The 19715-nt window shown below is 65.8% G+C and carries 19 protein-coding genes and 1 tRNA gene; 13 read left to right on the plus strand and 7 right to left on the minus strand.

Translation table 11 applies throughout. The features are described from left to right. Positions 1-23: 23 nt before the first annotated feature. Complete coding sequence (thiS, locus tag AC5P78_RS13395) at positions 24-224, minus strand: sulfur carrier protein ThiS (RefSeq protein ID WP_005410812.1); 201 nt, start codon at positions 222-224, stop codon at positions 24-26. 206 nt (positions 225-430) lie between these two features. Between thiS and AC5P78_RS13400 the strand changes: the two genes are divergently transcribed. From AC5P78_RS13400 to AC5P78_RS13415, 4 genes are all read left to right on the plus strand, one after another. Next, positions 431-2266 (plus strand): autotransporter domain-containing esterase, encoded by a 1836-nt coding sequence (locus AC5P78_RS13400; protein WP_049460991.1) that lies wholly within the window; start codon positions 431-433, stop codon positions 2264-2266. 115 nt (positions 2267-2381) lie between these two features. Beyond that, positions 2382-2455 (plus strand) — tRNA-Gly (locus AC5P78_RS13405). Positions 2456-2765: 310 nt separating this feature from the next. Beyond that, positions 2766-3170 (plus strand): DUF805 domain-containing protein, encoded by a 405-nt coding sequence (locus AC5P78_RS13410; RefSeq protein ID WP_005410810.1) that lies wholly within the window; start codon positions 2766-2768, stop codon positions 3168-3170. A 74-nt stretch (positions 3171-3244) separates the two neighbouring features. Beyond that, positions 3245-4399: a hypothetical protein gene (locus AC5P78_RS13415; RefSeq protein ID WP_414489895.1), complete on the plus strand. Its 1155-nt coding sequence runs from the start codon at positions 3245-3247 to the stop codon at positions 4397-4399. Here AC5P78_RS13415 and AC5P78_RS13420 read toward each other — a convergent pair whose 3' ends face one another. After that, on the minus strand, positions 4400-4837 hold the full coding sequence (locus AC5P78_RS13420; RefSeq protein WP_005414313.1) for an acyl-CoA thioesterase: 438 nt from the start codon (positions 4835-4837) through the stop codon (positions 4400-4402). A 129-nt stretch (positions 4838-4966) separates the two neighbouring features. Here AC5P78_RS13420 and rimK point away from each other — a divergent pair, with 129 nt between their 5' ends. The 6 genes from rimK to AC5P78_RS13450 all read left to right on the plus strand — a co-directional run bounded on the left by rimK (position 4967) and on the right by AC5P78_RS13450 (position 10013). Next, entirely contained in the window at positions 4967-5845 is an 879-nt protein-coding gene (gene rimK, locus AC5P78_RS13425) for a 30S ribosomal protein S6--L-glutamate ligase (RefSeq protein WP_005410807.1), read from the plus strand. A 246-nt stretch (positions 5846-6091) separates the two neighbouring features. Further along, a complete protein-coding gene (locus AC5P78_RS13430; protein WP_005410806.1) occupies positions 6092-6568 on the plus strand; it encodes a hypothetical protein in 477 nt (158 codons plus the stop codon). An 89-nt stretch (positions 6569-6657) separates the two neighbouring features. Next, positions 6658-7128, plus strand: coding sequence for a hypothetical protein (locus tag AC5P78_RS13435; protein WP_005410805.1), 471 nt, complete (start codon positions 6658-6660; stop codon positions 7126-7128). A gap of 8 nt (positions 7129-7136) precedes the next feature. After that, complete coding sequence (locus AC5P78_RS13440) at positions 7137-7814, plus strand: response regulator transcription factor (protein ID WP_005410804.1); 678 nt, start codon at positions 7137-7139, stop codon at positions 7812-7814. After that, positions 7777-9144 (plus strand): sensor histidine kinase, encoded by a 1368-nt coding sequence (locus AC5P78_RS13445; RefSeq protein ID WP_043034309.1) that lies wholly within the window; start codon positions 7777-7779, stop codon positions 9142-9144. Before AC5P78_RS13440 ends, AC5P78_RS13445 begins: the two co-directional genes overlap by 38 nt. 482 nt (positions 9145-9626) lie before the next feature. After that, positions 9627-10013: a hypothetical protein gene (locus tag AC5P78_RS13450; protein WP_043034308.1), complete on the plus strand. Its 387-nt coding sequence runs from the start codon at positions 9627-9629 to the stop codon at positions 10011-10013. A 259-nt stretch (positions 10014-10272) separates the two neighbouring features. Here AC5P78_RS13450 and coaE read toward each other — a convergent pair whose 3' ends face one another. The 3 genes from coaE to AC5P78_RS13465 are packed head-to-tail and all read right to left on the minus strand — an operon-like array spanning position 10273 to position 13026. Continuing rightward, entirely contained in the window at positions 10273-10884 is a 612-nt protein-coding gene (gene coaE, locus AC5P78_RS13455; protein ID WP_049452340.1) for a dephospho-CoA kinase, read from the minus strand. A gap of 11 nt (positions 10885-10895) precedes the next feature. Further along, on the minus strand, positions 10896-11759 hold the full coding sequence (locus AC5P78_RS13460) for a prepilin peptidase (protein ID WP_005410800.1): 864 nt from the start codon (positions 11757-11759) through the stop codon (positions 10896-10898). 7 nt (positions 11760-11766) lie between these two features. Then, complete coding sequence (locus AC5P78_RS13465; RefSeq protein WP_099474767.1) at positions 11767-13026, minus strand: type II secretion system F family protein; 1260 nt, start codon at positions 13024-13026, stop codon at positions 11767-11769. 352 nt (positions 13027-13378) lie between these two features. Here AC5P78_RS13465 and AC5P78_RS13470 point away from each other — a divergent pair, with 352 nt between their 5' ends. The 3 genes from AC5P78_RS13470 to pilB all read left to right on the plus strand — a co-directional run bounded on the left by AC5P78_RS13470 (position 13379) and on the right by pilB (position 16332). After that, entirely contained in the window at positions 13379-13816 is a 438-nt protein-coding gene (locus tag AC5P78_RS13470; protein ID WP_043035129.1) for a pilin, read from the plus strand. A gap of 152 nt (positions 13817-13968) precedes the next feature. Further along, a complete protein-coding gene (locus AC5P78_RS13475) occupies positions 13969-14376 on the plus strand; it encodes a pilin (protein ID WP_043035128.1) in 408 nt (135 codons plus the stop codon). 222 nt (positions 14377-14598) lie between these two features. Continuing rightward, on the plus strand, positions 14599-16332 hold the full coding sequence (pilB, locus tag AC5P78_RS13480) for a type IV-A pilus assembly ATPase PilB (protein WP_005414305.1): 1734 nt from the start codon (positions 14599-14601) through the stop codon (positions 16330-16332). A 126-nt stretch (positions 16333-16458) separates the two neighbouring features. On the opposite strand, the gene AC5P78_RS13485 is transcribed toward pilB, so the two are convergent. After that, positions 16459-17832 (minus strand): sigma-54-dependent transcriptional regulator, encoded by a 1374-nt coding sequence (locus AC5P78_RS13485; RefSeq protein WP_049452342.1) that lies wholly within the window; start codon positions 17830-17832, stop codon positions 16459-16461. A gap of 60 nt (positions 17833-17892) precedes the next feature. Continuing rightward, positions 17893-19506: a sensor histidine kinase gene (locus AC5P78_RS13490; protein WP_065183900.1), complete on the minus strand. Its 1614-nt coding sequence runs from the start codon at positions 19504-19506 to the stop codon at positions 17893-17895. Between the last annotated feature and the right edge of the window lie 209 nt (positions 19507-19715).

Below are 19715 nucleotides of genomic sequence, written 5' to 3' on the forward strand. Positions count from 1 at the left end.
GCGGCCAGCACCACCCGGAGGTCTCAGCCCCCGCCCAACGCGTGCACGATCTCCACCACGTCGCCTTCGGCCAGGACGTGCTCGCCGTGGCGGCTGCGGCTGACGATCTCGCCGTTGACCTCGACCGCCACCCGGCGCTGCAGCAACTGTTCGGCCTCGAGCAGGTCGTGGAGGGTTGCCGAAGCGGGCAGGGCGCGGGGTTCGCCATTGAGCTGGATGTTCATCCGTGCATTGTCGCCGATAGCCCGCCGGGATCGGAACACTTGCAAATTGAACGGGGCGCCAGCTCCGGCACAGCAGGTTTCCCGGCGATCGGGCGACAATCCATGCGGCGGCGCAGCGTGAGCAAAACGCGGCGCAGTGAAACCATTCACCGTGCGCCGGCGTACGTCCGCCGGGTCCTCAACGATATCCCCACAGGAGTTTTTTCATGCTGCTCAGCAAACGCCCGATCCGCACCCTGATGGCGGCCGCGATCGCGCTGGCCGCGCTTCCGGCCATGGCAGGCGAATCCCCGTATTCCAAGGCCGTGTTCTTCGGCGACAGCCTGACCGATGCCGGCTATTTCCGCCCGCTGCTGCCGGCCGATGTGCGTCCGGTGACCGGCCAGTTCACCACCAACCCGGGCTGGGTGTGGTCGCAGCAGGTCGCCAACTACTATGGCCTCAATGGCGCCGCCAATGGCAACGGCCAGAACGGTGACAATTACGCGGTCGGTGGTGCCCGCGTTGGCGTGGACGTGCCGAGCGCAATGGGGACTATCCCCTCGCTGAAGTCGCAGGCGGCCCGTTATCTGGCCGCCAACGGCGGCAAGGCTGACGGCAATGTCCTGTACACGGTGTGGGGCGGCGCCAATGACCTGTTCGCCGCCGCAGCTGCGCCGACGCAGGCACAGGCCATCATCGGCGCCGCCGTCACCGACCAGATCGCTCTGGTGGGTGCGCTGAAGCAGGCCGGTGCGCAGTACGTGCTGGTGCCGAACCTGCCGAACGTCGGCCTGACCCCGGCCTTCCGCGGCCCGAACGCGGCCACCGCCACCGCGCTGTCAGCCGGCTACAACAAGGCTCTTTATGGTGGCCTGAAGCAGGCCGGCATCGAGTTCATCCCGCTCGATACCTTCACCGTGCTGGGCGAAGTCGCCGCCAATCCGGCCATGTACGGCTTCACCAACGTCACCAGCACCGCCTGCAAGATCGATCCGGCCAATTCGACCCAGAGCATCCTGACCTGCAATCCGACCAGCTACGTCAGCCCGGATGCGGCCAACACCTATCTGTTCGCCGATGGCGTGCATCCGACCACGGCGGGCCACCAGCTGCTGGGCCAGTACGCGGTCTCTGTGCTGGAAGCCCCGCGCCTGCAGCAGGTGCTGAGCCACTCGGCACAGACCATCGGTCGTTCGCGTGCCGATCAGGTCAGCATGCACCTGGGCGGTCGTCCGGCCGACGGCCTGTCCTGGTGGGGCGGCGTCCGCGGTGACCTGCAGCGCTACGACCACGCGGATCTGTACGATGGCCTGGCGCCGGCCGGCCTGTTCGGCATCGACTGGGCGCGCGACGGCATGGTGGTCGGCGGCTTCGCCGGCTTCGGCCGCCTCAACGCCGACTTCGGCAACAGCCGTGGCGATTTCACCCAGAAGGACACCACCGCCGGTCTGTTCGCCGGCTGGTACGGCGATCGCATCTGGGTGAACGGCCAGGTCAGCTACACCTGGCTGTCGTATGACGTGAACCGCAAGGTCCAGCTCGGCCCGGCCACCCGCGAACACGGTGGTTCGCCGGACGGCAGCAACCTGACCGCCGCCCTGAACGCCGGTTACGAGTTCGGCACCGAAGGCGGCTTCCGCCACGGCCCGATCGCTTCGGTGATCTGGCAGAAGGTGAAGATCGATGGTTACACCGAAAGCGCTGCGGCCGGCACCCTGGCTACCGCGCTGGGTTACGACCGCCAGAACGTTGATTCGACCGTTGGTCGCATCGGTTGGCAGGCCCGCTTCGATGGCGGCACCCTCAAGCCGTACGCGCAGCTGACCTACGACCATGAGTTCGAAGACACCAAGCAGGGCAGCGCGTGGCTGCAGACCCTGCCGGAACTGGGCAGCTACCGTGTGCCGGGCCTGAAGTTCGACAAGGACTACGCGACCGTCGTGCTGGGCGCCCGCACCGAACTGTTCGGGCTGCAGAGCAACTTCGGCCTGAGCGCTTCGGCCGGGCAGAAGCGTGCCCAGGACGCAACGCTGTTCGCCAACTTCAGCGGCACCTTCTAAGCAGAAACCAGGCGGGGTCGGCCCTCTCGGCAACGAGAGGGCTTTGACCCCCGGCCTGATGCGATGGGCACCATTGCGCAACACGGGGCCCAGCGCATAGACTTCCCACCGCAACGCGGGCGTAGCTCAATGGTAGAGCTGTAGCTTCCCAAGCTACTGACGTGGGTTCGATTCCCATCGCCCGCTCCATGTCTCCAGCGGTCTGCATCAGGCAGACGCTCCGCGATATCCGCACCCCGCTTTTCCGCGCATGGATCCCGGTCGAGATGCCCGGTGAATGCCAGGGCTGGACGTGGCTTCGCAAACATCCCTTGGCCGGATCGGTCGAGTCCGAATGCATCCTTGCGCTGAGCCTGCAGGACAGGAACTGCCCCGCTGCAGCTGCGGCTGCTGTGGCCTCCCGGGCCCGGTCGAGCTGCGGGGTTCAGTTGATGCTTGGCTTCGCAATGCTAGAAGATCGTCAGCTGTTGACGCCCAACATCCGTTGCCCGGAGCGTGAATGATCGCTGCACTTGTGCCCATCAGGCGATGCTTTGATTTTTCCGGACGATCCGACCGGCGGGAGTTCTGGTCGTATTCGCTGCTGGCCGGGTTCGTGATGGCGGTGAGCTACAGCGTGATGGATCGCGGTTACTGGCTGGTCGGGTACCTGTCATTGGATTGGGAAACGTCCGAGATCCTGTGGAAGGTGGGATGGGTCATGACCGTCTGCGCTGTCTTCGTCTTCCTGCCTCCGATGCTGGCCCTGACCGTGAGGAGATTGCACGACATCGACGAGTCAGGCTGGTACACGGTGATCGCGTTCATTCCCTTGGGGGTGTTCGTCCTCTTTCCGGTCATGCTGCTTCCCGGGAGCGAGGAAGAGAATCGATTTGGCGCAGTTCCAGGAGCGCAGGATGCTTGAACCGGCATCGGCCGCAATCGATCGGATCGGCATTGAAGACGTCGACGGTTCGCTGGGGCGCCTCTCTCATCCGCATGTCCCTTGATCGAACCGCCCTGCGGCGCTACACCCAGTGGTTGCCGTTCCTGGCCCTGGTCGCCGTCTGTGTGGCCTGGTGGTCGCCTCTGGGAGTGATTGTCGGCCTTGCCGTGTGCCTTGCGTTGGGGGGCGCGCTGCAGCGAATCGATCTGGTCGGCAATGCCGTGGGCGGCTCACGACTGCGCTCGCGATCGATGAAGCCCTTTGCCGAACGGCCGCCCGCACATGATGTGCTGTTGGATTGGGCCGAGCTGGGCATGGGCGGACCGGCGTACAGCACGCAGATGCTGCGCGATGGCGCCATCGTCGAAGGCGTATCCACTGGAGGCAGTCGTGATGCCAGTGGTGAATGGCAGGACCTGCCGGGAGGCGCGCTGCGCCTGGCCAGCGGGTATGTTGATCGATGCGAAGCAGTGATCGTCTACGACGAGCGCCAAAAGACGGTGCAGGTGCTTGCGGCTGATCCCGGCCAGTTCCGGCAGCAGCTGGGCGAGCGCCTGCAGACCGATGGGGAGGCGGGGGCGGCGTCGTGGCTGCGCAGCCAGTCCGGCGGCGTGACCCAGCTGCATTCCTGCCGAGGCCTATGGTTGGAGCACGGACATCCGGCGCTGGCCGCCGGATTGCCGCGGGCGCTGAGGCACGTCCTGCCTGATGCCCGGGTGCTGCGCGCGGTCCCGCTGCTTCCCGATGATCTGCGCGTGACTGCGCATCCGGCCCTGTTCGCGTGCATCTGCCCGTATGCCCTTTACCTTGACGAGACCTCCAGTGGTCGCCATGCCTGTGATCTGGAGACCGTGATCGCGAGCCCGTCGGGACGCTGCCTGGTGGTGGCCGGCAGTGTGCTTGATGAGAACCTGCGACCCATCGAGGGCGTGTGGCTTGTCTGCTGGCAGGGTCGTTGGCAAGCCTTTGCCCGTCATGCGATGGGGGGCTTCGGCAAGGCCCGGAGCATGGCCTGGATCAATGTGATCGATGCTGACGATGACGGCACACTGCAGTGCGAAGCCTATGAGGAACGCTGGGAGTTCGATGCCGTCCATCGATACCCCACGCGCCACACAGCCTTGGAGCTGCCTGTGGAATGGCGGGAAACCGGGTTGGCGCTGCGCGCCCGGGATGGGCGCTTCAGGCTGCGCCTTCCCTCGCGCTGATCAGGCCTCGGCGGCGCGCGCGCTCGTTTCCCGCAGCGACTGTGCATATTCCTCGGTGAACAGCCCCGACAACGCCTGGCGCTGCTCCGCATCGATCTCGCGCGAGGCGTTGGCCGTGTAGTCGAAATGAACCATCACGCAGCGGCCGCTGGCTACCAGGGCCTCGAACTGGAACGCCTGCTGCACGATCGACAGCGAGGAGCGGCCAATGCTCTCGATCCGGGTCTCGATGCGCACTTCGTGTCCCGCCTGTATCTGCTGCAGGAAGTCGATCTCGTAGCGGCGCAGGATCAGTGCCAGGTCGCGCATGCTGGCCTCGCGGCTGAAATGCCGGAAGATCTCCTGGCGGCCTTCCTCGAACCAGACGGGCAGGGCGGTGTTGGTGACGTGGCCGAGTACATCCACTTCGGAGAAGCGCGGGAATACGGTGATCGACATCGGGTTTCCTTGCGGTCTGGCCTGCCCCCGCAGTGTGCCGCCTGCGCCGGAGCAAGCCACGCCGCAGGGCATCATCCACCCGCCACACGCCCGCGCTATGCTGCGCGCCTGCCGCCCGATCCTGCCGCGATGAAGCTCGCCATCCTGTCCCGCAACAGTTCCCTGTATTCCACCCGCCGGCTGGTCGAGGCGGCGCGCGCGCGCGGCCACACCGTGCGCATCCTCGATCCGCTGCGCTGCTACATGCGCATTGCCGCCGATGGCTTTTCGATGCATTACAAGGGCCGGCCGATGACCGGCGTGGACATGGTCATCCCGCGCATCGGTGCCTCGATCACCCGCTATGGCACGGCCGTGCTGCGCCAGTTCGAACTGATGGGTGCACGCACCCCGAATCCGTCCGACGCGATCCTGCGTTCGCGCGACAAGCTGCGCGCACACCAGCTGCTGGCGGCCAAGGGCATCGACATGCCGGTTACTGTGTTCGGCGACAACCCCGACGACACCGTCGACCTGTTGTCCATGCTGGGCCCACCGCCGCATGTGGTGAAGCTCAATGAGGGTACCCAGGGGCGCGGCGTGATCCTTACCGAGAAGGCCAGCGCCTCGCGCGGCATTGTCGAGGCCCTGCGCGGGTTGTACGCCAATTTCCTGATGCAGGAATTCATCGGCGAGGCCAAGGGCGCCGATCTGCGCTGCTTCGTGGTCGGTGACCAGGTGGTTGCCTCGATGCAGCGGCAGGCGCCGGAAGGTGACTTCCGCTCCAACCTGCATGCCGGGGGTACGGCGGTAGCGGCCAAGGCCAGCCGTGCCGAGCAGCAGGTGGCGGTGCGGTCGGCCAAGGCGCTGGGACTGTCGGTGTGCGGGGTGGACCTGATCCGCTCCGCGCGCGGCCCGCTGGTGCTGGAGGTCAATTCAACGCCGGGGCTGGAAGGGATCGAGGCTGCGTGCGGGGTGGACGTGGCCACGCGCATCATCGAGCACGTCGAGAAGCTTAAAAAACCCTGAGTATTCAGCGGCTTGAGATTCTCACGGGCGGATGAGGCCGGCTTTAACAAGCCTTTAATCGGCCCACGCGTAGGCTTCAGCGAACCGCAGCTCTGCCTCTCAGCAGGATCGGTATCGGGATACAACTTCAGACCCAGGCGGGGGCACCGCCTGGGTCTTTTTTATGCCTGCCCGCTGTCCCTTGTGGAGGTGGCGTGACGGCCGTAGAGTGGCCCCCATCGTTCCTGGATGGATCGGAGGCTGGCGATGTACCGCATCACGATGATCGCGTTGTTGCTGGGCCTGGCCGGATCTGCTGCGGCCAAGCCGGAGAAATCCGTTGTGCAGATGGACCGGCAGTCGCCGGTGGCCGAGCAGGTGCGCCAGGTCGAAAAGGCCCTGGATGATGGCGATTACAGCGAGATTTCCGCTGATGACCGCAGCACCGTGCGCGAAGCGCTGGCCCGGATCACCGCGCGGATGGGCGGCCACCAGAGCGTGCAGGAACTGCCGCCGCAGGTGCAGGGGGAGGTCTTCAACGACCAGGAGCGGATCAACACCCTGCTCACCCGTGCCCACGAGGACAGCCGGCAGATCTGCCAGCACACGCGCAGCACCGGCAGCAACATGCCCAAAAGCCGCTGCCTGACGGTGGCCGAGCGCCGCCGGATCGAGGAAAAGGGCAAGGCGCTGTTGAACGACCAGCGCACCTTCAACAACTTCAACCCTGCCAGCTCGCGGTAGGGCTTCCGCTGCCCCGACCATTGGCACTTGCTGGCGTGAAGGGGGTGCGAATACAGTCGGGATTCGCCACGGACAAGGATTTGTTTGCCATGAAACAGGCTTTGATGTCGGCCGTCCTGTTGTCAGGACTCGCCCTGGTCAGTACCGCATCGGCATCCAGGGGCAAGGACGTGTTCGTGCCCGGCCAGCCGCTGCAGCAGCAGATCGCGCGTATCGAGGTGGAGCTCAAGGACGGCGAAACCTATTCGGAACTCAAGCAGGACGAGCGCACCCGCGTCAACGACGCCCTTGCACGCATGCGCGCAGCGGTGGAGCAGTACCCCGCACGCGATTCCATGCCTGAACCGGTGCAAACCCAGGTCTTCAACGATCAGCAGGTCGTGAACACGGTTTTGACACAGGCGCGTGAAGATAGTCGTCTAATATGCCAACGTGAAAAGCCCATCGGTTCCAACCGGACCACGACGCAGTGCATGACCGTTGCCGAGCGCGCTCGGCAGAAGGAACGGGCACAGCAAGACATGAGGCAGGTCATGCGCGCCGGCAGTACAGTCAATTAGAGGTGACAGTGAGAATCCTGGTAATCGAAGACAACAGCGACATTGCGGCCAACCTGGGCGACTATCTGGAGGACCGGGGGCACACGGTGGACTTCGCGGCTGACGGGGTCACCGGCCTGCATCTGGCCGTGGTGCACGAGTTCGACGCGATCGTGCTGGATCTCAACCTGCCAGGCATGGACGGCATCGAAGTCTGCCGCAAGCTGCGCAATGAAGCGCGCAAGCAGACCCCGGTGCTGATGCTGACGGCCCGCGATTCGCTGGACAACAAGCTGGCCGGCTTCGACTCCGGTGCCGATGACTACCTGATCAAGCCGTTCGCGCTGCAGGAAGTGGAAGTGCGTCTGAACGCCCTGTCGCGCCGCGGCAAGGGCGTGCAGACCCGCGTGCTGGAAACCGGCGACCTGGAATACAACCTGGATACGCTGGAAGTGCGCCGCCAGGGCAAGCTGCTGCAGCTCAACCCGACCGCGCTGAAGATCCTGCAGGCGCTGATGGAAGCGGCACCGGCGGTGGTGACCCGCCAGGAGCTGGAAACCCGCGTGTGGGGCGAGGAACTGCCCGATTCGGATTCGCTGCGCGTGCATATCCATGGCCTGCGTGCGGTGGTCGACAAGCCGTTTGAAGTGCCGCTGATCCAGACCCGCCATGGCATCGGATACCGCATCGCCACCCCGGAAGCCTGATTCCGTGGCAGCCAAGGGGGAGCGCCGGCGCACGCCATACCGGCGGCGCCTGCGCAGCCGCATCATCGTCTCGTTCGTGTTGTTGGGCTTCTGCCTGACGACACTGTTCGCGTTTGCCACCAACTGGGCCCGCCTGCGCGTGGAAAACCAGCTGGTGGAAGAGCTGATGAACCGCAACATCGACGAGTACGCGCGGCGCTACTACGAACACCCGGGCCACAACCCGGACGCGCCGGTGCTGCAGATCCGTGCGTATGCCTATTCCAAGGACAAGTTCGACCGGGTGCGCGAAGAACGCGCGCAGTGGGCGGGCTTCTCCGATGGCATCCACAGCGTCAGCGGCGACGAACACGGCGAACCCTATTCCTACAAGCTGGCCGTGCGGAAGACGCCCGACGCCTGGTTCTTCCTCGCCTATGACATGACCGACAGCGTGCGCGGCGGCAAGCAGCTCAACCGCGCGCTGGTGTTGTCGGTGCTGGTGTTCAGCGTGCTGTCGCTGGTGCTGGGCTGGTGGTCGGCGTCGAAGGTGATGAAGCCGGTGTCGGACCTGGCCGCGCGGCTGCGTGCGTACCGTGGCGGTACCAGTGAGCCCGAGCCCTTGGCGCCGCGCTTTCCCGATGACGAGGTGGGGCAGCTGGCACAGGCGCTGGACGACTATTCCTCGCGGCTGACCGAAGTGGTGCAGCGCGATCGCGAGTTCAATGCAGACGTCAGCCATGAACTGCGCACGCCGCTGGCAGTGATCCGCGGTGCCACCGAGCTGCTGCTGACCCGGCCCGGCCTGGACGAGAAGGTGCTGCAGCGCCTGCAGCGTATCCAGCGTGCCGAGCAGCAGTGCAGCGACCTGATCGGCGCACTGCTGCTGCTGTCGCGCAACGAGCGCGGGCAGGGCACCAGCAACGTGGCCCGCGTGGCCGAGCAGCTGCTGGATGCGCACCGCGCGCAGCTGGGTGGCAAGCCGCTGGAGCTGCTGCTGGAAGGCGAGCGCAACCTGGTGATCGATGCACCCGAGGCGGCGCTGTCGGTGGCGCTGGGCAACCTGATCGGCAACGCGGTGAAGTACTCGCAGGATGGCGAAGTACGCGTCTTCGTGGGCGCCAATTCGGTGTCGGTGACCGACAGCGGCCCGGGCCTGAGCGAGGAAGACGCGGCCAAGCTGTTCCAGCGTGGCTACCGCGGCACGCACGCTGGTCATTCGCAGGGCGGCGGCATCGGCCTGTCGATCGTCAGCCGTCTGTGCGACCTGTACGGCTGGCAGGTGAGCGTGCGCCCCGGTGGCGAGCGTGGCGTGATCGCCACCCTGACGTTCTCGCCGAAGCCGTTGTAAGCGGCCCTGCTTTGGTGGGTGCCGACCTTGGTCGGCACGGACCCTGCCGACCTTGCATCACGCCCTGTGTCGCTTGTGCCACTGAATCCCCCGCACGCGAACATCGCATCACAGGCCCGACACGACACCACCGTGATCGCTGCCGCGCCCCGCGCGTGTTCCAACGCACGCATTGGCAAGCCCGCGCCGCACTTGGGAATTTCCTTACAGATCGCCGTGCGCGGCGATGGCCTGATGACCTGGCTGGGGCAGGTGCCTTGGCCGGGATTGGCGTCCTGAAATCAACTGTCAGATGGAAAACTCCCGATGCCTCGCGCGGCATCGCGGACAATGCACTGTGCTCGCTTCATGGCGGGCGGTGCGTGGGGATTCCCGGGAATCCGCCGGAGTTTCCATCCATCTGGGAGTTGTCCGGTACGCCAACCCGCACCGTCCGCCACCTTGCATCTGCAGGTGGCCTGCCGTCTGCGAGGAGCTTCACCATGTCCACCCGCCCGCTGTTCCCCCAGTTGCACGCCCTGATCGGCGATGCCGCCCACCTGCTGCCTGCCGACGTCGCCGAGCGGGTCGAAGTTCTGCTGGATGACCCCAGGGACCTGCTGCCCGCCCTGCTGGCGCGCATGGATGGCCGCGACGCCGCCGACGGCCAACGGCTGGATGTGCAGGAGGCCAGCCCGGCGCAGGCCGCCACGATGGCTGGTCTCAGCCGCACGCTTGCCGGCCTGAATACCCTGATCCAGCTGCTGCACGCTGCCGAAATCGCGCGGGAGCAGGGTGGCGCCCGCCAGCAGCTCAATCCCGATGTGGTCGACGGCCTGCTGTTGGGCGCCCGCGAACTGGCCCGCTACGCCCGCCAGCAGCTGGAGTAGATCCACGCCACACATGGATGCGCTTTGGTAGTGCCGGCCGCTGGCCGGCAATCGAATCGGCCAGTAGATCCACGCCACGCATGGACGCGCTTTGGTAGTGCCGGCCGCTGGCCGGCAACCGAATCGGCCAGTAGATCCACGTCACGCATGGATGCGCTTCGGTAGTGCCGGCCGCTGGCCGGCAATCGAATCGGCCAGTAGATCCACGCCACGCGTGGATGCGCTTTGGTAGTGCCGGCCGCTGGCCGGCAACCAGGCCTCAAGCCCCGGCCAAGCCCAGATACCGCGCATGCAGCTGTTCCACCTGCACCTGCAGGTCCTCCGGCTGCCCATCATTGACCACTACGTCATCGGCCAGTGCCAAGCGCTGCGCACGGCTGGCCTGCGCAGCAATCATCCGGTCGGCCAGCGCAGCATCAATGCCATCGCGCTGCATCAGCCGGGCATGCTGCACGGCTTCCGGTGCATCCACCAGCAATACCCGGTCCAACCAAGGGTAAGCCTTCCGCCCGCCCACCTCGGTCAGCAGCGGAATGGCGGCAATCGCATAGGGGCTCTCAGCCTGCTCGCACTGCTGTTGCATCAGCAGGCGGATGGCCGGGTGGGTGATGGCTTCCAGCGCCGTCCGCTCGGCCGGATCGGCAAAGACGTGGGCGCGCAGGCGGGCCCGGTCCAGGTTGCCGTCGGCCAGCAGCATGTCGGCGCCGAAACGCTCGGCAATGCGGGCCAGCGCCGGGCTGTCGGCAGCCACCACGGCCCGGGCGGCCAGGTCGGCGTCGGCCACCACGATGCCCAGCGCTTCGAAGCGCCGGGTCACTTCACTCTTGCCCGAGGCGATGCCACCGGTCAGGCCAACCACATAGCGGCTCATGGGGACTCCCCTCAGCGCAGCCCGCTCATCACCATGTACTGCTCCACCAGCGGCGCGCCCCACATGAAGTACAACCAGCCGGCAATGGCCAGGTAAGGGCCGAACGGAATCGGCGTGGCGCGGTCACGGCCCCGGCTGTACAGCCAGATCGAGCCGATGATGGCGCCCAGCACCGACGACAGCAGGATGATCGGCAGAATGCCCTTCAGCCCGCACCAGGCGCCCAGCGCTGCCAGCAGCTTGAAATCGCCGTGGCCCATGCCCTCCTTGCCGGTCAGCTGCTTGAACAGCCACCAGACCGTCCACAGCGACAGATAGCCCACCGCCGCGCCCACCAGGGCGGGCTTGGCCGGCATGTACAGGTTGTCGATGCTGCCTATCAGCCCCAGCCACATCAGCGGCAGGGTGAGCTGGTCGGGCAGCAGCTGGGTGCGCAGATCGATGCCGGACAGCGCGATCAGGAAGCAGGTCAGCACGATGGCGCCGAAACCCTGCCAGCCGAAGCCGAACTGCCAGACGCAGGCCACCACCAGCAGTGAGGTCAGCGCCTCCACCAGCGGGTACTGCAGCGAGATCGGTGCCTTGCAGTGGCGGCACTTGCCGCCCTGGATGATCCAGCTGAACAGCGGGATGTTCTCGTACCAGCTCAGCTTGTGCTTGCAGTGCGGGCAGTGCGACGGCTCGACCACGATCCCCGGTGGGGGCGGTTCATAGAAGTCCGGTTCCTCCAGGACTTCGCGCGCATCGCGCTTCCACTGCCATTCCAGCCGCTTGGGCAGGCGCAGGATGACGACGTTCAGGAAACTGCCCAGCAGCAGTCCGAAGGCGGCCGCGGCGGGGTAGCCGAGGCCAGGATGCTGGTCGAGAAAAGCCATGTATGTGTTATCCGACGACGGCGCCGAGTTTGAAGATGGGAAGGTACATGGCAATCACCATGCCGCCCACAATGGTACCAATGAACACCATGATCATCGGTTCCAGCAGGCTGCTCAGGGCATCCACCGAATTGTTGACCTCCTGCTCATAGTACTCGGCCACCTTGAACAGCATGGCGTCCAGCGCACCAGCCTCTTCGCCGATGCCGGTCATCTGGATGACCATGTGCGGGAACAGGTTGGTCTGTTTCATCGACATGTTCACCGGGTAACCCACCGAGACGTCGTCGCGCATGCGCAGCACCGCCTCTTCGTACACGGTGTTGCCGGTAGCACCGGCCACGATGCCCAGCGCCTCCACCAGCGGTACGCCGGCCTTGAAGGTCACCGCGGTGGTGCGCGAGAAGCGGGCGATGGCGCTGTTGTGCATGATCTGCCCGATCACCGGCACCTTCAGCACGAGCCGGTCCATCGCATGCTGCATCTTCGGCGAGCGCTTGTAGGACATGACCAGGGCGACCGCCGTACCGATCGCGACCAGCAGCATCAGCCACCACCACGACACCATGAATCTCGAAAGGTTCACCACCATCTGGGTGAAGGCGGGCAGCTCGGCACCAAAGCTCTTGAACACGTCCTCGAACTGCGGCACCACGAACACCAGCATGATGCCGCTGACCAGCATGGCCACCACCACCACCATGATCGGGTAGAACAGCGCTTTCTTGATCTTGCCCTTCAGCGCTTCGATGTTCTCCTTGTAGGTGGCCACCGTGTCCAGCACGGTTTCCAGAACGCCGGCACCTTCGCCGGCCCGCACCAGGTTGCGGTACAGCTCGTCGAACTGCACCGGGTGCTTGCTGATCGCCTCGTACATCGAGGAGCCGCCCTCGATGTCGGTGCGGATGGTGTCGACCAGCTTCTTCATCCGCGGGTTCTTGTGCCCGCTGGCGATGATGTCCAGCGCCGACACGATCGGCACGCCGGATTTCATCATCGTGGCCATCTGCCGGCTGAAGAAGGCGATGTCCTTGGGCTTGACCGGGCTGCCGGCGGCGCCGAACAGCGGCTTCGGCTTGGGCTTGACCTGGCCCGGGTTGATGCCCTGGCGGCGCAGCTCGGCGCGCAGCAGGTTGGCGTTCTTGGCCAGCTGCTCGCCCTTCATCTTCACGCCCCGCTTGTCGGTCCCCTCCCAGACAAACGGCTGCAGCTCCATGGTGGCGCGCGCCACCGGCTCTTTCTTGATCGCACTGCGACTGACAGACATTTTGGCTCCCCAAGACCCGCCATCCCCAGGCGGGTAACTAGCCATCGATGGTAGCGGGTTCAAGGGCGGATGGGCAGTTGGCAGGCGGCCCAGCGTGCGATTTCGTGCCGGGTGCCGACCAAAGGTGACGTACTGCGTCACATTGCCGCGTCCATCGCAGATTCGGAAGCGGGGGGTTCCCATCCGCGAAATTGCTGCCATCATGGGCGCGGGGAAATCCAGGGGGAGGCGTGCCGGGGTTGGCACGCAACCTGCGTTGATCCACCCGCAGGGCGCGGGGCCCGCTCAACCGGCGTTGTCCGGTCCGATCCCGTGCACTGAACTCAACCACCACTATCTTGGGGATGTACCAATGAAGAACCAGAAGGGCTTCACCCTTATCGAACTGATGATCGTCGTCGCGATCATCGCCATCCTGGCCGCCATCGCACTGCCCGCCTACCAGGACTACACCTCGAAGTCGAAGGTCACCGCTGCGCTGGCCGACCTGGCCTCGCACAAGACCCAGTTCGAAATGGAAGTCAGCAACGGTAAGACTCCGACGCTGGAATCTGCCGGCTTCCAGAGCAAGGAAACCGGTAGCTGCTCGGAAATCACCGTGGCTAAGACCGGCATGAAGTGCACCATCCGTGATCCGGGTCGTATTGGCACCAGCTCCAGCATCTCGCTGGACTATGCCGAAGCAACCGTCGACGCTACCTCGGGCGCGATCACCAAGGCTGGCGGTTTCAGCTGCACCACGGTGTCGGTCGATAAGAAGTTCCGTCCGGCTGGCTGCACTGGTACCTAATACTCTTGACCTGACAGGCATGGGAGTTTGCTGCTCCTGTAGCTGTCATCAGAGTTGACACAAGGCCCGCTTCGGCGGGCCTTGTGCTAACTGGAGTACGAATCCCGGTCGGCATGCAGCAATGGGGATTGCTGGACAACACAGGGGGAATCATGAACACGCAGAAGGGCTTTACGCTCATCGAGCTGATGATCGTGGTGGCCATCATCGGCATTCTGGCGGCCATCGCGACGGTGGCGTTCCAGCCATACATCATCCGTACCCAGCTGACGGCCGCGCTGGCCGACATCAGCCCGGGCAAGATGCTGGTTGAAACGGTCGTCTATGAAAACCGCTCGGCCAGCCTGGTCACCCCCGAGTTCATCGGCGGTGCCCAGAACGCCCACTGCTCGAACGTTGAAGCCGAACTCAGCGATTCCGGTGTCGGCCACATCAGCTGCACCCTCAAGGGACACAGCGCGCTGGACGGCAAGGACCTGATCCTGCGCCGCTCGGCCGAGGGCATCTGGAGCTGCGATGGCAGCGCGTTCGAAGCGCGCTATCGCCCGACCGGCTGCTGATCACACTTCAGCGCTCCGGTGGGATGCTGGCTGCCCCTTGACGGGGCTATCATCCCCGGGGGAGTCAGGATCGTGCCTGCCGGGCCGGGAGTGCCGGGCAAGGCAGTGTTGCTCATGGATTGGCGATGCCGGTGGCCATTGGGTCGCGGCGGGTTCTGCTGCCCCGTGCGGTGTCCGTGCAAGAAGCACGGCATGGCATGACCCCATGAGCCAAGGATTCATATGAACGCTGTCACCACCGCCAATCTTGTCGGCATCACCGGCCTGGCCCGTCGCCTGGTGCAGGACGGGGCCCTGGACGAGGCCACCGCCCGCGACGCCATGGCCAAGGCCGCCGCCGCGCGCCAGCCGCTGCCGACGTGGTTCGCGCAGAACAAGCTGGTCAATGCCTCGCAGCTGGCCGCCGCCAACGCGGTCGAGTTCGGCATGCCGCTGTTCGACGTGTCCACTTTCGACGCCAGCCAGAACGCGATGAGCCTGGTCAGCGAGGAGCTGCTGCGCAAGCACAACGTGCTGCCGCTGTTCAAGCGCGGTGGCAAGCTGTTCGTCGGCACCAGCAACCCGACCCACTCGCTGGACGAGATCAAGTTCCATACCAACCTGGTGGTCGAGCCGATCCTGGTCGACGAGGACCAGATCCGGCGCACGCTGGAACAGTGGCACGCCAGCCATGACACCCTCGGCGATGCCCTGGGTGGCGATGACGATGGCATGGGCAACCTGGACGTGGCGGCCGGCGACGAGGATCTCGGCGCCACCGGCGGCGATTCCGGCATCGACGCCAAGGGTGACGACACCCCGGTGGTGAAGTTCGTCAACAAGGTGCTGGTCGATGCGATCCGCAAGGGCGCCTCGGACATCCACTTCGAGCCCTACGAAGACGATTACCGCGTGCGCCTGCGCATCGACGGCCTGCTGAAGATGGTGGCGCGCGCACCGGTGAAGCTGAACCAGCGCATCGCCGCGCGCCTGAAGGTGATGGCACAGCTGGACATCGCCGAGAAGCGCGTCCCGCAGGACGGCCGCATCAAGCTCAACCTGTCCAAGACCAAGCAGATCGACTTCCGCGTCAGCACGCTGCCGACCCTGTTCGGCGAGAAGGTGGTGCTGCGTATCCTCGATGGCAGCGCGGCCAAGCTGGGCATCGACAAGCTGGGTTACGAGCCGGACCAGCAGAAGCTGTTCCTGGATGCCATCCACAAGCCGTACGGCATGGTGCTGGTGACCGGCCCGACCGGTTCGGGCAAGACCGTGTCGCTGTATACCGCGCTGGGCATCCTCAACGACGAGACGCGCAACATCTCCACTGCCGAAGACCCGGTGGAAATCCGCCTGCCCGGCGTCAACCAGGTACAACAGAACAACAAGCGCGGCATGACCTTCGCCGCGGCGCTGCGCTCGTTCCTGCGACAGGACCCGGACATCATCATGGTCGGCGAAATCCGCGACCTGGAAACAGCGGAGATCGCGATCAAGGCCGCGCAGACCGGCCACATGGTGCTGTCCACGCTGCATACCAACGATGCGCCGCAGACCATCGCGCGCCTGATGAACATGGGTATCGCGCCCTACAACATCACCAGCTCGGTGACGCTGGTGATCGCCCAGCGCCTGGCGCGTCGCCTGTGCGGCAACTGCAAGCGACCGTCCAGCCTGCCCGAACATGCGCTGCTGGCCGAAGGCTTCACCCAGGCGCAGCTGGATGCGGGCATCGAGCTGTACGAGGCCGTGGGCTGCGACGAATGCACCGAGGGCTACAAGGGCCGGACCGGCGTCTACCAGGTCATGCCGATGACCGATGAGATCGCCACCATCGTGCTGGCCGGTGGCAATGCGCTGCAGATTGCCGAGGCGGCGCAGCAGATCGGGGTGAATGACCTGCGCCAGTCGGCATTGAAGAAGGCGGCGGCGGGCATTACCAGCTTGGCCGAGATCAACCGCGTCACCAAGGATTGAGGTAGATCCACGCCATGCGTGGATGACGCGATGCATGGGGTTGCCGGCCAGCGGCCGGCACTACCAGTTCGGTCGTACGCGCCGGGTCAGAGCCCTTTCCTTTGGAAAGGGATCCGGCCCCCGGGTTTACTCCATCCCCAGCTTCTTCAGCTTGTAGCGCAGCGCACGGAAGGTAATGCCCAGCTGCGCGGCGGTACGGGTCTTGTTCCAGCGGTTCTCTTCCAGCGCACGCTGGATGGCGCTGCGCTCGAGCTGCTCGATGTAGGAGGGCAGGGCAGCGCTGCCCGGCTGCAGGTCGGCCACCGCTTCGGCGGGCGCCGCACTGCCGGGAGCACGCGGCGCGTGCTGTGGCAGGCGCAGGTCATCGGCGCCGATGCAGTCTTCCTCGGCCAGGGCCAGCGCACGTTCCAGGATGTTCTCCAGCTCGCGCACATTGCCCGGGAACGCGTACTGCGCCAGGGCTTCCAGCGCCGAGGGCGCCAGCAGCGGGGTGGCGCGGCCGTGGCTGCGGGCCAGGCGGGCCAGCACGGCGGCGGCCAGTTCGGGCAGGTCCTGGCGGCGTTCGCGCAGTGGCGGCACCTTCAGTTCGATCACGTTGATGCGGTAGTACAGGTCGTGGCGGAAGCGCCCGTCCTCGACCAGCTCGGCCAGGTCCTTATGGGTGGCCGAGAGGATGCGGACATCCACCGGCTCCTCGGTGGCCGCGCCCACCGCGCGCACCGACTTTTCCTGGATCGCGCGCAGCAGCTTCACCTGCATCTGCAGCGGCAGTTCAGCCACTTCGTCCAGGAACAGGGTGCCGCCGTGCGCAGCCTGGAACAGGCCAGGCTTGTCAGCGTGTGCGCCGCTGAAACTGCCCTTGCGGTGGCCGAAGAATTCGCTCTCCATCAGCTCGCCGGGAATGGCGCCGCAGTTGACCGGCACGAACGGGCCGGCCGCGCGCGCGCCCTGGGCATGGATGGTGCGTGCAACCAGCTCCTTGCCGACGCCCGACTCGCCGAGGATGTAGACCGGCGCCTGGCTGCGCGCGACCTTGCCGATGGTGGTGCGCAGCACATCCATGGCCTGCGAGTGGCCCAGCAGGCGTCCGCCCTGTTCGGCGTTGGGGCCCGGTGCGGGGCGCTCGGCGTTGTTGAGTTCCAGCGCGTGCTTGACCAGTCCGCGCAGCACCGAGATGTCCACCGGCTTGCTGACGAAATCGAACGCACCGGCCTTCAGCGCCTCCACGGCGAGATCCATGCTGCCGAATGCGGTGATCATCGCCACCGGCGTGCGCGGGTAGTGCTGGGCAATCTCGCTGACCAGCTCGATGCCGTTGCCATCGGGCAGGCGCATGTCGGTGATGCACAGGTCGTACGGATTGCTGGCCAGCAGCTCACGTGCCTCGGCCAGGTTGGCGGCGGTACTGATGCGCAGCCCCATGCGGCCGAGGGTCAGCACCAGCAGTTCGCGGATGTCGCGTTCGTCGTCGACGACGAGGGCGCTGCGGGTTTCATTCATGGGCGTGAAAGATAAACGAGGGGGCTGGAAGCGACAAATGTTTGACGCACAGAATGGGGATCAGCTCGGCAGCAGCGTATGTGGACCGGGCAGCACCAGGCGGAAGCAGGAGCCACCGGCCGGCACCGCGATGTAGTCCAGGCGGGCCTGGTTGGCCCTGCACAGCTCGCGCGCGATGTACAGGCCCAGTCCCGTGCCATGCTCGGACGTGGTGAAGAAGGGCCGGAACAGCTGCGCGGCCACGCTCTCCGGGATACCCGGGCCACGGTCCATCACGTCGATCACCGCGCTGCGTTCGTGCTGGGCCACGCGCAACCGCACCCGTGCAGGCTGCTGGCCGATGCGGCCGTACTTCAGTGCGTTGTGCACCAGCACGGTCAGCACCTGGTAGAGATGCTTGGCGTCGACCTGGGCCATCACCGATGTGTCGCTGATGATCGGTTCGATGCTGTCGGTCTCCAGGGTCTGGCCCTGCTTGTACTCCAGCACGAAGCGGCGCACGAAGGCGACCAGGTCCACGTTCTCCGGCGTGGCGCGTTCGCGCCGTGCCAGGCCCAGCACGCTCTCGACGATGCCGTTGGTGCGCTGGCACTGCTGGCGGATGATCTGCAGCAGGCGGCGGTCGCTTTCGTTGAAGCCGGTGCCTTCCTCGAGCAGCTGCACGGCATAGTTGATCGCCGCCAGCGGATTGCGGATCTCGTGGGCCAGGCTGGCCGAGAAGCGGCCCATGGCGGAAAGGGTGAGCGATTCGGCGCGGCGCGAGACCACGCTGGAATCGTCCAGGAACACCAGCGCAAGGTCGCTGCCGGCCAGCAGGCGGGCAAAGCGTGGCTGCACTTCCGGCTGGTCGGGGTTGAGCTGCAGCGGCAGTTCGTCCTGTGCCCAGCCATTGCGCCAGCGCTGCAGCCGGCGCGCCAGTTCCGGTGCGGCACTGGCCAGGTCCAGGCGTCCGCTTTCGCCGTTGCCGTCGTTGTCGCCCAGCAGCATCGAGGCGGCTTCGTTGGCCAGGGTGATGCGGTTGTCGGCGTCCACCACCAGCACGCCGGTGCGCATGCGGCGGATGATCAGTTCGTTGATCTGGAACAGGTTGGCGACTTCATCGCCGCGCTGGTTGGCCAGCTGCTGGTTGCGGCGGGCGCGGTTGCCCACCTGGAAGCTGATGAAGGCCAGCGCCAGGTAGCTGGTAGCGAACATCGCCAGTTCGGCGAGGGTGCGGGTGGGGTCGCCGCCTTCCAGCAGCTTCCAGGTGTACTCGACGCCGGTGGCCAGGCTGGCGGCCAGCGCCAGGCCCAGCCCCAGGCTGAGCGGCAGCAGAGTGGCGGCGGCGGCGATGTTGAACAGCAGCGACATCGAGATACCGGCGCTGGCGCCGGGCAGGGCGTGCGACAGCAGGGTGGCAGCCACGATATCCACCAGCACGCCACTGACCACGATCGGGCGCAGCCAGCGTTCGTTGCGGCCGACCACCAGGGCCAGCAGCGCCAGGGCCAGGTAGATGACCGCAACGACATCGGCCAGCCGCGGGTGGTGGGCTTCGCCGACCATGGCCGACAACGGGCTGTAGAGCAGGGCGGCAATGACCGTAGCGATCAGCACCCGGTACAGCGCGAAGAAATACAGTTCACGCCGCGGAATCGATTCGATGCGGTCAATCAATGAAGCACTGGGTGACACGCCGGAACTCCCCTTCTGGCTGCCTGGGTCTGGATTCTGCGGCGGGCCTGTCCGGCGTCCCCTGAAGCCGGGCCGGCACGTCGCGTTTGCGAAGGGCAGTATAGGGCCCCCGGCCGGGCGCCGCCGAAGTGGTCCGGATCGCGCATTTGGCCCGTTGCGGACACCGGTGGCCAGCCCCGGCCCGGGTGCAACTGCCTGAATGACGGTGG

This window comes from Stenotrophomonas sp. YJH_SMC_133 (assembly GCF_059370655.1).